13 protein-coding genes are annotated in these 12,321 nt (G+C 52.4%); all 13 read right to left on the reverse strand.

The genetic code is table 11. The annotated features are described in order from the left end of the window. Positions 1 to 38: 38 nt before the first annotated feature. A complete protein-coding gene (hisP, locus tag BG55_RS12445; RefSeq protein ID WP_034938142.1) occupies positions 39 to 812 on the reverse strand; it encodes a histidine ABC transporter ATP-binding protein HisP in 774 nt (257 codons plus the stop codon). A gap of 8 nt (positions 813 to 820) precedes the next feature. Next, the gene (locus tag BG55_RS12450; RefSeq protein ID WP_034938144.1) at positions 821 to 1,537 is read right to left on the reverse strand and encodes an ABC transporter permease; all 717 of its coding nucleotides are present in this window, start codon (positions 1,535 to 1,537) and stop codon (positions 821 to 823) included. Continuing rightward, positions 1,534 to 2,220 carry a histidine ABC transporter permease HisQ gene (locus BG55_RS12455; protein ID WP_034938147.1) on the reverse strand — a complete coding sequence of 229 codons (687 nt, stop codon included), beginning with the start codon at positions 2,218 to 2,220 and terminating at the stop codon, positions 1,534 to 1,536. The genes BG55_RS12450 and BG55_RS12455 overlap by 4 nt, the downstream gene beginning before the upstream one ends. 97 nt (positions 2,221 to 2,317) lie before the next feature. Next, a complete protein-coding gene (gene argT, locus BG55_RS12460) occupies positions 2,318 to 3,100 on the reverse strand; it encodes a lysine/arginine/ornithine ABC transporter substrate-binding protein ArgT (RefSeq protein WP_034938149.1) in 783 nt (260 codons plus the stop codon). A 285-nt stretch (positions 3,101 to 3,385) separates the two neighbouring features. After that, a complete protein-coding gene (locus BG55_RS12465) occupies positions 3,386 to 3,955 on the reverse strand; it encodes a UbiX family flavin prenyltransferase (protein ID WP_034938150.1) in 570 nt (189 codons plus the stop codon). 91 nt (positions 3,956 to 4,046) lie between these two features. Continuing rightward, complete coding sequence (gene purF, locus BG55_RS12470; RefSeq protein WP_034938152.1) at positions 4,047 to 5,564, reverse strand: amidophosphoribosyltransferase; 1,518 nt, start codon at positions 5,562 to 5,564, stop codon at positions 4,047 to 4,049. 37 nt (positions 5,565 to 5,601) lie between these two features. After that, positions 5,602 to 6,087 carry a colicin V production protein gene (cvpA, locus tag BG55_RS12475; RefSeq protein ID WP_034938153.1) on the reverse strand — a complete coding sequence of 162 codons (486 nt, stop codon included), beginning with the start codon at positions 6,085 to 6,087 and terminating at the stop codon, positions 5,602 to 5,604. A gap of 292 nt (positions 6,088 to 6,379) precedes the next feature. After that, a complete protein-coding gene (gene dedD / locus BG55_RS12480; protein WP_034938155.1) occupies positions 6,380 to 7,135 on the reverse strand; it encodes a cell division protein DedD in 756 nt (251 codons plus the stop codon). Further along, positions 7,125 to 8,387 (reverse strand): bifunctional tetrahydrofolate synthase/dihydrofolate synthase, encoded by a 1,263-nt coding sequence (gene folC, locus BG55_RS12485; protein WP_034938156.1) that lies wholly within the window; start codon positions 8,385 to 8,387, stop codon positions 7,125 to 7,127. Before folC ends, dedD begins: the two co-directional genes overlap by 11 nt. A 64-nt stretch (positions 8,388 to 8,451) precedes the next feature. Then, positions 8,452 to 9,366: an acetyl-CoA carboxylase, carboxyltransferase subunit beta gene (gene accD, locus BG55_RS12490; protein WP_034938158.1), complete on the reverse strand. Its 915-nt coding sequence runs from the start codon at positions 9,364 to 9,366 to the stop codon at positions 8,452 to 8,454. A gap of 520 nt (positions 9,367 to 9,886) precedes the next feature. Further along, positions 9,887 to 10,672, reverse strand: coding sequence for a hypothetical protein (locus tag BG55_RS12495; RefSeq protein ID WP_034938160.1), 786 nt, complete (start codon positions 10,670 to 10,672; stop codon positions 9,887 to 9,889). A gap of 210 nt (positions 10,673 to 10,882) precedes the next feature. Then, positions 10,883 to 11,539: a DedA family protein gene (locus tag BG55_RS12500; RefSeq protein WP_034938162.1), complete on the reverse strand. Its 657-nt coding sequence runs from the start codon at positions 11,537 to 11,539 to the stop codon at positions 10,883 to 10,885. A gap of 28 nt (positions 11,540 to 11,567) precedes the next feature. Next, the coding region (truA, locus tag BG55_RS12505) for a tRNA pseudouridine(38-40) synthase TruA (protein ID WP_034938164.1) at positions 11,568 to 12,321 on the reverse strand (754 nt) is incomplete at its 5' end.

A 12,321-nucleotide genomic window follows, 5' to 3' on the forward strand; every position in this document is an offset into this window, starting at 1 on the left:
CCGGTGCGACAGAGTAGCCAGCGCTGTTTGCAGAAAAGCTACTTCAGTGCGCCAGAGAGAAACTGTTGCAGACGTGGGCTTTTGGGATTGCTGAACAGTTCGTGTGGCGGCCCCTCTTCTTCAATTTTCCCCTGGTGCAGGAAAATCACATGGCTGGAGACGTGGCGGGCAAACTCCATTTCATGGGTCACCACCACCATGGTTTTGCCCTCTTCCGCCAGTTTCTGCATGATCTTCAGCACCTCACCCACCAGTTCAGGATCCAGGGCAGAGGTCGGCTCATCAAACAGCAACACTTCCGGCTCCATCGCCAGCGCTCTGGCGATAGAAACGCGCTGCTGCTGACCACCAGAGAGATTAACCGGATATTTAGCGCGAGCGCGTTCATCAATGCCCACTTTATCCAGATAGCGGATCGCCCGCTCCTGCGCCTCTGCCTTACTCAGTCCCAGTACCTGGATCGGGGCTTCCATCACGTTCTGCAATACCGTCATGTGGCTCCACAGATTGAAGTGCTGAAACACCATCGTCAGGCTGGTACGCAGTTCACGCAGCTGCTCTTTATTCGACACCTTAAGCTGCCCATCGGTATCACGCACCAGATTAATGGTCTGATTATTCACCGCGATAGTGCCTTCGCTGGGCTTTTCCAGGAAATTAATGCAGCGTAAAAAGGTGCTTTTCCCCGAACCGGATGAGCCGATAATGCTGATAACATCCCCGGCATTTGCCTGAAGAGAAACCCCTTTAAGTACCTCAAACTCGCCATAGCGTTTGTGCAGTTCCGTCACGCTTAATTTTTTTTCACTCATAATTTTGCTCAATGGGTTGATGAGGGTTTAACGTGCTTCAGCCAGCGTTTTTCCGCTTTGCGGAACAGACTAATCAACACCGTCGAGATAAGCAGATACAGTACGGCGGCGATACCGAAGGCGGTGAACGGCTGATAAGTCGCAGAGTTGATATCGCGCGCCACCTTCAGCAGGTCGGGCACCGTGGCGGTGAAGGCCAGCGCCGTCGAGTGCAGCATCAGGATCACTTCATTGCTGTATGCCGGCAGCGCAGTACGCAGCGCCGAAGGCAGAATAATGCAGCGATACAGCTTAAAGGTGGAGAAGCCATAAGCCCGGGCGGCTTCAATCTCACCATGTGGCACCGCACGGATGGCTCCGGCAAATATTTCCGTTGTGTAGGCGCAGGTATTCAGCGTCAGGGCCAGCAGCGTACAGTTAAGTCCGCTGCGGAAAAAAGCGTTCAGCAGATCGTTTCCCTTCACCACTTCCAGCGTGTACATACCGGAGTAGAACACCAGCAGTTGCACATAGAGCGGCGTGCCGCGAAAAATGTAAGTGAACAGCCAGACGGGAAAACGTACCGCCCTGAGGGGAGAAACCCGCGCCACCGCCAGCAGCACCGCCATGCAACCGCCCAGCGCAACGGAAATAATCAGCAACCACAACGTAATGGCCACCCCACTAAAACGATAGCCGTCACTCCACAGCAGGGCTTTCCAGTACTCCTGTATAATCTCTGTCATAAATCAGCCCTTCTTACCCCCACTGAATAGCGACGGTTAAGCCACCACAGCACCCCATTGGAAAGCGTGGTGAAAATCAGATAAATAATGCCCGCCACGATGGCGAACCAGAAAGGCTGCCAGGTGCTTTTTCCCGCCAGCTGGGTGGCTTTTACCACATCTTCCAGCCCCAGCAGCGACACCAGCGCCGTGGCTTTCAGGATCACCTGCCAGTTATTGCCAATTCCCGGGAGCGCATAGCGCATCATCCCCGGAAACAGGATGCGGCGAAAAGTCTGGGAGGAGGTAAAACCAAAAGCGGTAGCCGCTTCAATCTGCCCCTTAGGAACAGCCATCCACGCACCACGAAAAGTTTCAGTAAAGTAAGCGCCGTAGATAAAACCGAGGGTGATAATCCCGGCCACCATCGGGTCAATATCAAACTGGGCGATGCCGAGCAGATCGGTAAGAGAGTTGAGGGCAATTTGTAGCCCGTAAAAAATCAGCAGCATCAGCACCAGGTCGGGAACGCCCCGGATCAGGGTGGTGTAGCCTGCAAAAATCCACGCCAGTGGCCGACGGCCCGAGAGCTTCCCGGCGGCACCGACCAACCCCAGTATCACCGCCAGTAACACCGAACTGAGCGCCAGCTCCAGCGTGACCAGCGCCCCTTTAAAAATGACTTCAGAATAGCCATACAGCATAAATATGTCCTGTCCCCTTAACTTCGCGTTTTATCCGCCCGGAGCGTACAAAACGGGGGCCGCCGTCCACGGGCAGGCCCCCCCTGACAGGTTTTTTTTAACCGCCGTATACGTCAAAGTCGAAATATTTTTTTGCCAGCTTCGCGTAGGTGCCATCTTTGCGCATGGCATCGAAAGCTTTATCGATCGCCGCTTTCAGTTTGGCGTCATCTTTGCGCATTCCCATACCGGTGCCCACGCCGAAGATTTTGTCATCTTTTACCGCAGGCCCCGCAAAGGCATAACCTTTACCGGCGGGTTGCTTCAGAAAACCTTCGCTGGCGGCAACTTCATCCTGGAATGCCGCATCAATACGTCCGGCGGCCAGATCCTGATAAACCAGATCCTGATTAGCATAAGGCGTGATGGTAATGCCCTGAGGACGCCAGTACTGATTGGCATAGGTTTCCTGCACGGTGCCCTGTAACAGACCGATGGTTTTCCCCTTCAGCGATGCCACGTCCGGCAGAATTTTTGATCCCTTCGGCGCAATCAGACGAGAGTTAGCCGCATACAGTTTTTCCGAGAAGGCGATCTCCTGCTGACGTTTTTCGGTGATCGACAGCGAAGAGATAATCGCGTCAATTTTTTTCGCTTTCAGCGACGGGATCAGCGCATCAAAATCACTTTCCACATAGGTGCATTTGGCCTGCATACGCTTACAGATTTCGTTCGCCAGATCGATATCAAAACCCACCAGCTGACCCTGCGCATTTTTCGATTCAAACGGCGCGTAGGTTGGATCGGTGCCAATACGAAGCGTTTTTGGCGCCGCAGCAAAGGCGCTGCTGCTTCCTGCCAGAGCCAGCAGCAGTGAAAAGGCCAGGACCTGCTTTTTCATAGATTCCCCTCAATTGTGGTTTTTATTATCAAATCGTGATGTGTGTATAGCGCCGTAGCAGCACATTTCATTTGCAGCTTTCGTGCCACTTTTTTTACCCGCCTGCCCCATTTCAGCGCATCGGGGCAGCGACCTGTCTTGCCGGGACCCTCGTCCGACAGGCGTGAGAATATATAGCAGGTTTCTGGTGATGAGGTGGCGACTATGACGCATTATGGTGCACGCAATGCATGAAAAGCGATTCAGCAACGATTTGCGCACCAATACAATGCAAGGACGTACCCTTTATGCACCCTGCCAGCGCGTGAAGAGATCGTTATCCAGCGTGATATCAAACTGGTCGAGAACACGGTTGACGGTCTGATCAACAATATCCATCACGCTTTCAGGACGATGATAAAAAGCGGGCACCGGCGGCATGATCACCGCGCCCAGCTCGGCAGCCGCGGTCATCATCCTTAAGTGTCCCAGATGGAGGGGCGTTTCGCGCACGCACAGTACCAGCCTGCGCCGCTCTTTCAGGGTCACGTCTGCCGCGCGGGTCAGCTGACCGTCACTGTAGCTGTGCACTATGCCGGAAAGGGTTTTCATCGAGCAGGGAAGGATCGCCATACCGTGGGTTTTGAATGAGCCCGAAGAGATACTGGCGGCGATATCGCGCACATCATGAACCACATCGGCCAGCGCCTGCACCTCGCGTAGTGAGTAATGGCTCTCCAGCGCCAGCGTCTGTCGTGCCGCATGGCTCATCACCAGATGCGTCTCGATGTCAGCCACCTGCTGCAATATTTGCAGTGTGCGGATACCGTAAATCACGCCGCTGGCACCGGAGATACCAATAATCAGTCGTTGCATTGTATTCCCTCGCTGTTTCTGTCCTGCCTGCAAAAGTAAAAGGGCCGGAATCACTTCCGGCCCATCATACCTGCTGCGACATCAGAGGGCATCAGCCTTCGTTATGCATTTCCAGATTTTCCACCTCGTTCTGACGCGCCAGAGCTTTGGCATCGTCATTGCGCAGTGACTGGAGATATTCCAGATATTGCTGATCCACGTCTTTGGTGACGTAAACGCCATTAAACACCGAGCATTCAAACTGAGCGATATCCGGATTTTCCTCGCGTACTGCCTCAATCAGATCATTGAGGTCCTGGAAAATCAGCGCATCAGCACCAATCAGCTGACGGATTTCTTCCACTTCGCGCCCGTGAGCAATCAGCTCGGTGGCGCTGGGCATATCAATGCCGTAAACGTTCGGGAAACGAATTTCCGGCGCGGCTGAAGCCAGATACACTTTTTTCGCACCGGCTTCACGGGCCATTTCGATAATCTGTTCAGAAGTGGTGCCCCGCACAATAGAGTCATCCACCAGCAGAACGTTCTTATCGCGGAATTCAGCCCGATTGGCGTTCAGCTTACGGCGCACGGCGCTACGGCGCAGATGCTGACCCGGCATGATAAAGGTCCGGCCCACATAGCGATTTTTTACAAATCCCTGGCGGTAAGGTTTGTTGAGAATGCGGGCCATTTCCAGCGCGATATCGCAGGAGGTTTCCGGAATCGGGATCACCACGTCGATATCCAGATCTTCCCATTCACGAGCGATTTTCTGACCCAGTTTGGTGCCCATACGCACGCGCGCGCTGTAGACAGAAATTTTATCAAGGAACGAATCCGGACGGGCAAAGTAAACATATTCAAACAGACACGGATTGAATTTCGGGTTTTCAGCACACTGGCGGGTAAACAGCTGGCCTTTTTCCGTTACATATACCGCTTCGCCGGGGGCCACGTCACGCAGGAACTCAAAGCCCAACGTATCCAGCGCCACGCTTTCAGAAGCGACCATATATTCTGTGCGTCCATCGGCCATTGGACGTTTACCAATCACCAGCGGACGAATACCGTTTGGATCGCGAAAGGCGACCAGTCCGTGACCGATAATCATCGATACGCAGGCATAGGCACCGCGAACCTGCTGATGCATCGCCGCCACGGCGGCAAAAATGTTTTCTGCTTCCAGCGGGTAATGCTGAAACCTGTCCAGCTCAGCGGCGAAAATGTTGAGCAGGATTTCGGAATCTGAGGTGGTGTTAACGTGGCGACGGCCACTCTCGAACAGCTGCTTACGCAGCTCATGGGCATTGGTCAGATTACCGTTATGCGCCAGAGTAATGCCGAAGGGTGAATTGACATAAAAAGGCTGCGCCTCAGAGGCACTGGAGCTGCCCGCTGTGGGATAACGAACATGGCCGATACCCATATTGCCCTGCATACGCTGCATGTGGCGGGCTTCAAAAACATCGCTAACCAGACCGTTCGCTTTACGCAGGCGAAAGCAATTCAGGGCATCAATGGTCACAATGCCTGCGGCATCCTGGCCACGGTGTTGAAGCACCGTTAACGCATCATAAATCGACTGGTTGACCGGCATAAAACCGGCGATCCCGACAATACCGCACATGTGGTCATTTCCTCATTAAGCCGCAACCCCGACGTATTTATCGGGGCAAAAAACTCGACGTGCTTTTCAGGTAGTCAAAAAACCACCTGATGATGTAACTGAACTGGGGAACTAACTGGGACTGCTGCCAGTCAGGACTTTTGGCAAAACCGGTGAATGTATCGAGGAAAAACAGAATGGCAGACACGATCAGTACGCCACGCAAGGCCCCGAAACAGACGCCAAGTACTCTGTCAGTCCCCGACAGGCCGGTCTTTTCAACCAGCGAACCAATCACATAGTTAACAATTGCCCCGACAATCAGCGTGGCAATAAATAACACCGCGATAGCAATGCCATTGCGAACCAGCTCGTCTTCAAAACCGGTGAACCAGACCGCAAGGAAGGAGTAGTAATGACTGGCGACAAAAAATGCGCAACCCCAGGTGACAAGGGATAATGCTTCCCGGACAAACCCACGGATCAGGCTGACCAGAGCCGAAAAACCAATAACCGCAATAATGACGTAATCTATCCAGATCATGAACTCTTCCAGCGACAGTGCTCCGCATCCAGTTCGGGGCGAATTCTAACAGAAAAAGAAAACGTTTGCGTAGGGTTTTCCTTTACCAGTTTAATTAAAAAGCGGCGCTGAAAAAATCAGCAAAAAGGTCCTGCCAGCGCCCGCAACATGCCACCTGGCAGGCATCCGGGCAACTGGCTGATTTGCATCAGATAACCCGTTACCGCCACGTCGGTTACCGCCCGTACCTGACTGGCCGTAACCCGCGCCAAAAGGCGCAGGCTGTTACAGTAATAGCGGCTGACTACCAGAGTCAGCGTGCACTGTAAGGCTTAACCACACCACCCAGACCGGAAAGGCTTTTCAGCTCCGTCACCGCAGCCTGCATTTTCGCCTTCGAGGCATCCGGCCCGACGTAAATACGGGTGATTTCCCCCTGTACCGGCGTGGAAGGCACGGTGAAGGCCCGGTATCCGGAGAGTCGCAGTTTAGCGACGATCTCGCTCACTTTAGCGGCATTCTTCAGTGGGCCAAGCTGGACCACATAGGCCTGACCAGTTGGTGCGCGCTCCTCCACGGCAGCGGGAGCCTGCTGCGGTTCAACAGGTTCGGACCTGGGTGCCGTTTTGGGTTTTTCAACCGGTTTTTCGACCGCTTTGGCTGGGGCTTTGGTGGTTTCTGTTGGTCGGGATTTTTCCACCGGTTTGGCTTTTTCAACCGGCTTATGCTGTACCGGCTCTGACGGCTGCACCGGCGGTGGCGTAACCACGGCAGGCTGATTAGCCGACTGCGGCGTGGTTGAGCCGCTCTCCGCCTGCGAGGTGTTGCCGCCGCTGTGTCCCTCTGCTGCCGTACCCGCACCTTCCGGTGGCTGAGCAGGTAGCGCCTGGGTCACCGGTGGCACACCGTCAGCCTCAAGCTGATCGCCAGGCCTTGGCACCAGCGGAATTGCTGCAAATTCTTCTTTGTAATGCTTTTTCTTACCGTCGAGTATCCCCGGCAGAATAATCACACCCAGTGCCACAATAACCACAGTCCCGACCAGTCGGTTCTGAAATTTACTTGCCACTACCACTCTCCGTTTCCAGCGTTTCCATGACCTGTGCAACCGTCAGGAAAGAGCCACACACCAGCACCACATCCTGCTCTGACGCCTGCTGACGCGCATGGATAAACGCGTTTGCAATATCAGCAAAAGCACGGGCGTCAGGCAGATGTGCAATCAACTCATCAGCGCTTGCTCCGCGGGGACCCGACAGGGGGGCGCAGTACCAGCTGTCCACGTGTGGCTTCAGGCAGGCCAGGGTTCCGGCAATGTCTTTATCGTGCAACATTCCCACCACCGCATGAACTTTGCCGCCTTTCGTCAGCTCGCTCAGTCGTCCGGCAAGCCAGGCCGCCGCGTGCGGATTATGCGCCACATCAAGGATCACCCGGGGCGATGCAGAAACGACCTGGAAACGCCCCGGCAGTACGGCCTTGTCCAGCCACGAATAAATCACCGCCGGATCAACCTGGAGAGAGGACGCCCGCAGCGCCGCCAGCGCCGTTGCCGCATTGGGTAAAGGAATCTGAGGCAGCGGAAGCCCGTTCAGTTCGCCCTGCCCGTCACGGAAGGTCCAGTCATGCTCACCGACCGTATAAGACCAGTCGCGCCCGACTCTGCTCAGCTGTGCGCCAACGGTGTCGGCCACCTCAGCAATGGTGGCAGGCATATCCGGCTCGCCGACCACCGCCGGTTTTCCGGCACGAAATATACCTGCCTTTTCACGACCAATGCTTTCGCGATCGGGGCCGAGGTAATCGGTATGATCCAACGCAATGCTGGTAATAACGGCAACATCAGCATCAACGATATTGGTTGCATCCAGTCGGCCACCCAGCCCCACTTCAAGGATTACCACGTCTAACGCAGCGCGTCTGAACAACCACAGTGCCGAAAGCGTACTGTACTCAAAATAGGTGAGTGAGGTTTCGCCACGCCCGCTTTCAATTTCTGCAAAAGAGGCGGTGTGTGCCGACTCTGCCAGTTCGTCGCCCTGAATACGCACCCGCTCAGTGTAGCGCAGAAGATGCGGCGAACTGTAAACGCCCACCCGGTAACCGGCCGCCATCAGCAGCGTTTCAAGGGTGCGGCAGGTGGTGCCTTTGCCATTGGTTCCGGCGACGGTAAACACCACCGGCGCAGGCTTCAGGAGTTCAAGCTGTTTGGCCACCTGCTGAATACGTGTCAGCCCAAGATCAATAGCCTGAGTATGCAGATTTTCGAGATAATGAAGCCACGTAACCAGGGGCGACGTGGCTTGAGGAAGATTATCCATTTGCACAGTTCACAAGGTTGCGGTTCAAAGGAGAAAGGAGCGATTCGCTCCTTTTTGTCATCGATCAGGCCTCGTGGCTCTGAGGCGCTGCGTCAGTCATCACCTCTGGCAGGCTCTCTTCCTGAGGCTCAGGCAGATTCATCATTTTTGCCAGAACCCCGGCCAGTTTGAAACGCATGACCGGACGGCGCACGATCATATCAATCGCGCCCTTTTCAATCAGAAACTCACTGCGCTGAAAGCCTGGCGGCAGTTTTTCACGCACGGTTTGCTCAATAACTCGCGGTCCGGCAAAACCAATCAACGCTTTTGGTTCAGCGATGTTCAGATCGCCCAGCATGGCAAAACTGGCAGAGACGCCACCCATGGTAGGGTCCGTCAGTACGGAAATATAAGGCAGGCCGCGTTCCTGCATTTTTGCCAGTGCGGCGCTGGTTTTTGCCATCTGCATCAGCGACATCAGCGCTTCCTGCATACGGGCACCGCCGGAAGCAGAAAAGCAGATAAGCGGACAGTTATCTTCGAGCGCCTGTTCCACGGCACGAACAAAACGCGCACCGACCACCGATCCCATTGAACCGCCCATAAAGGAGAATTCAAAGGCCGCGGCGACCACAGGCATCGCATAAAGTGTGCCTTTCATGACGATTAAAGCGTCTTTTTCGTCAGTCTCTTTCTGCGCGCTGGCCAGGCGGTCTTTATATTTTTTAGAGTCACGGAACTTGAGCAAATCTTTTGGCTCCAGCTCACTACCCAGTTCAACCAGTGAACCTTCATCCAGCAGGCTGTGCAGGCGTTCACGACCATGCATGCGCATGTGGTGATCACATTTCGGGCAGACTTCCAGATTGCGCTCCAGCTCGGCGCGGTAGAGCACCTGACCACAGCTATCGCACTTGGTCCACACCCCTTCCGGGATGCTGGCTTTGCGTGATGGGGAAATGGTGCTTTTGTTAAGAATTCGTTCAATCCAGCTCATGGGTAACTCTGCATCTGGTTAATCGTTATAAATCAACGATATAGCGCTGATTTTTGCGTAAGATTTGCCCGCTATTACAGCACATAACAACAAAGTCTGCCACACAATCATTGATCACCACCGGGATTGCAAACGGTGGTAAGTTGCCAAACCCTCACTCTGTTGGCGATGTGCAGTGTCTGTAATTTGTTTTCAGGCTGAGCCTGAATCCTTGACTGGTGCGCGGTACAACGCGGATGTTAATAACAGACAATCCTGTACCATCGCCTGAACGAAGAGCTGAAAAATGAAATTTCAGCTCTCTGATCATATAAACATAAATTTAAATTATGTCATGCCAGAACTGGCGCGATTAAAATGACGCAATGAAATATATTCAGACGCCAGGCCGGACATTAAATATTTTAGAGGAAGATGATATAAATTCATAACCGCTGAACAAACCTTACGAGCGATTTCCTGTCCTGTGAAATTACACACAGTTTTTTACTCAGATAACCCAGCCTTAATATCTCCTCCGTTAGTCTTTTGGATTCCAGCTTTGTAAAACAACAAGACCAGCCTCAGGAGAAATATTGGCATAATGTCTGATATTTTCTGCTGCCGTGACAGGTTTACCAGAGTTAAGGGTCGCACAGTCGAAAATTGAAGGCGCGATCGCTTGTGCTAATGTATAGGGTGTACAATCGCTACATGGCCTTTTTCCCACTTCGGTGTAAATATCAGCGATGATACGCATTGATGTTAAAAAACTTTCTTTTTCCCGATCGGACTTAAAGCTGATTCGTTCCATCACAAAGTCCCGTATACTCTCGCTGTCATGCTTTACACCCGGCTTCAATAAACTTAGCATTTCTGTTACGTTTATCTGCTTTTCAACTTTGCGCACATCAGCCAGGAGAATTTGCGACAAGATATGCCCTTCATTTTTATTTTTCCCTGAGATTAAATGTTTGACAGTGTTGTAACCTAATGGCTTGCTCTTGATTTCATACACTATTTTAGAATTTATCTGGACACGAAAAATCCCTTTCACATCATTGTTCTTTACTTTATCCAGTAAATTTTCCCTTATAAAATCATAAGCCTTTTTGTTATCTTCCTTGTTCTTTTCGGCCCATACGTCTTTAGAACGCAGGCAGGGCATAAACCTCAATACCGTATTTTTCACCGAAACAAGACAGGATAACAACCGGGAACAGAAGCCACTTTTTTCTGTTTTCTCAGCTTTTTCAGTATTATTTAAAGAATTAATGTTTCTGATATCCCCAGGGATATATGTATCGTATGCTGATATAGAATTCATAATTCACCACCTTTATGATTAACAAACCACACCATAAACTTTTTATGCTTTAAAAAATATCAAATAACGATTTTTTAAACAGTAAAATCAATTTAATAAAAAATGGTGAAGAAAGTTAATCCTGCAACTGAAACGGTATCTGTGAGTTATTGATAAACTAAAAAAGATAAGGCTGCTCAAACAGAATTGAGCAGCCAGCATACGAGCAGATTATCCCTGACGCCGTGCTGCACGACGGTGGCGCACAATTTCAATCACGCCTGGCAGGATCGACACCAGAATAATTGCCACGATCAGGTAATGAATATTTTTCTGCACCGCAGGCAGGTTACCGAAGAAATAGCCGGCATAGGAAAACAGCACCACCCACAGAATACCGCCGGTCACATTGTACAGGGCGAAATGGCGATAGGACATTTTCCCCATACCGGCAACAAAAGGCGCAAAGGTACGGACAATAGGGACAAAACGGGCGAGGATAATGGTTTTACCACCGTGACGTTCATAGAATTGATGGGTTTTATCCAGGTAACTGCGACGGAATATTTTCGAGTTTGGGTTGCTGAACAGTTTTTCCCCAAACAGGCGGCCAATCGTATAGTTGACCGCATCACCAATGATGGCGGCGACGCAAAGTAATACCGCCATCAGATGAACATTCAGTGCACTGTCAGGGATTGCCGCCAGCGCGCCGGCCACAAACAGCAGTGAATCGCCGGGCAGAAAAGGGGTAACAATCAGCCCTGTTTCACAAAACAGGATCAGGAACAAAATGGCATAAATCCAGACGCCGTACTGCGCGACCATCGCCTGCAAATGGACATCAATATGCAGAATAAAATCAATAACGGTGTGAATCAGTTCCATAGAAATTTCCTTGATACTCCAGGCCAGGTTAATCCGCGAGGAACAGAGGCCCCATCGGCGGACGTGGTAAATCATAATGTTCAGGATAATCAACCGCGACCAGATACAAGCCTTCCGCTCTGGCGGTTGCCGCAGCCAGCGTGCGATCTTTCGCCGCCAGTAACTCTGCTATCCAGCTTTCCTGCTGATTTCCACAGCCTGTTTCCATCAGACTGCCAACAATATTTCGCACCATGTGGTGCACAAAGGCATTGGCTTTAATATCCACCACCACGTAAGCGCCGTAACGGCTGACATTGAGATGCATCACGTTGCGCCAGGGCGTACGTGACTGACACTGTACGGCACGAAATGACGTAAAGTCGTTTTCCCCCAGCAGCGCCTGCCCTGCCCGCTGCATCTTCTCCACATCCAGCGGATGATAAAAATGCGTCACCCCGCCGTGCAGGATTGCCGGGCGCAGGCGCTGGTTATAGATGATATAGCGGTAGCGCCGGGCGGTGGCGCTGAAGCGGGCATGAAAATCTCCCGGCACGGCTTTGACCCAACGCACCGCGATATCATCCGGCAGATTCGCATTTACCCCCAGCGTCCAGGCGGCATCCTTACGCTGTGAGGTGGTGTCAAAATGCACTACCTGCCCGGTGCCATGCACGCCAGCATCGGTGCGACCCGCGCAAAAAACGGTTACCGGATGATTGGCAACAGCAGACAGCGCTTTTTCCAGCTTTTCCTGCACGCTTCTGACTTCCTGCTGCCGCTGCCAGCCGTAGTAACGGCTG

This window comes from Erwinia mallotivora, assembly GCF_000590885.1.
Taxonomy (GTDB): domain Bacteria; phylum Pseudomonadota; class Gammaproteobacteria; order Enterobacterales; family Enterobacteriaceae; genus Erwinia; species Erwinia mallotivora.

What these genes read in the sequence shown, in the direction of transcription:
- BG55_RS12450 (WP_034938144.1), bottom strand. Translation starts at nt 1,537, where the DNA reads ATGACAGAGATTATACAGGAGTACTGGAAAGCCCTGCTGTGGAGTGAC.
- purF (WP_034938152.1), bottom strand. Translation starts at nt 5,564, where the DNA reads ATGTGCGGTATTGTCGGGATCGCCGGTTTTATGCCGGTCAACCAGTCG.
- BG55_RS12495 (WP_034938160.1), bottom strand. Translation starts at nt 10,672, where the DNA reads ATGAATTCTATATCAGCATACGATACATATATCCCTGGGGATATCAGA.
- BG55_RS12465 (WP_034938150.1), bottom strand. Translation starts at nt 3,955, where the DNA reads ATGCAACGACTGATTATTGGTATCTCCGGTGCCAGCGGCGTGATTTAC.
- BG55_RS12455 (WP_034938147.1), bottom strand. Translation starts at nt 2,220, where the DNA reads ATGCTGTATGGCTATTCTGAAGTCATTTTTAAAGGGGCGCTGGTCACG.
- BG55_RS12500 (WP_034938162.1), bottom strand. Translation starts at nt 11,539, where the DNA reads ATGGAACTGATTCACACCGTTATTGATTTTATTCTGCATATTGATGTC.
- hisP (WP_034938142.1), bottom strand. Translation starts at nt 812, where the DNA reads ATGAGTGAAAAAAAATTAAGCGTGACGGAACTGCACAAACGCTATGGC.
- cvpA (WP_034938153.1), bottom strand. Translation starts at nt 6,087, where the DNA reads ATGATCTGGATAGATTACGTCATTATTGCGGTTATTGGTTTTTCGGCT.
- accD (WP_034938158.1), bottom strand. Translation starts at nt 9,366, where the DNA reads ATGAGCTGGATTGAACGAATTCTTAACAAAAGCACCATTTCCCCATCA.
- folC (WP_034938156.1), bottom strand. Translation starts at nt 8,387, where the DNA reads ATGGATAATCTTCCTCAAGCCACGTCGCCCCTGGTTACGTGGCTTCAT.
- argT (WP_034938149.1), bottom strand. Translation starts at nt 3,100, where the DNA reads ATGAAAAAGCAGGTCCTGGCCTTTTCACTGCTGCTGGCTCTGGCAGGA.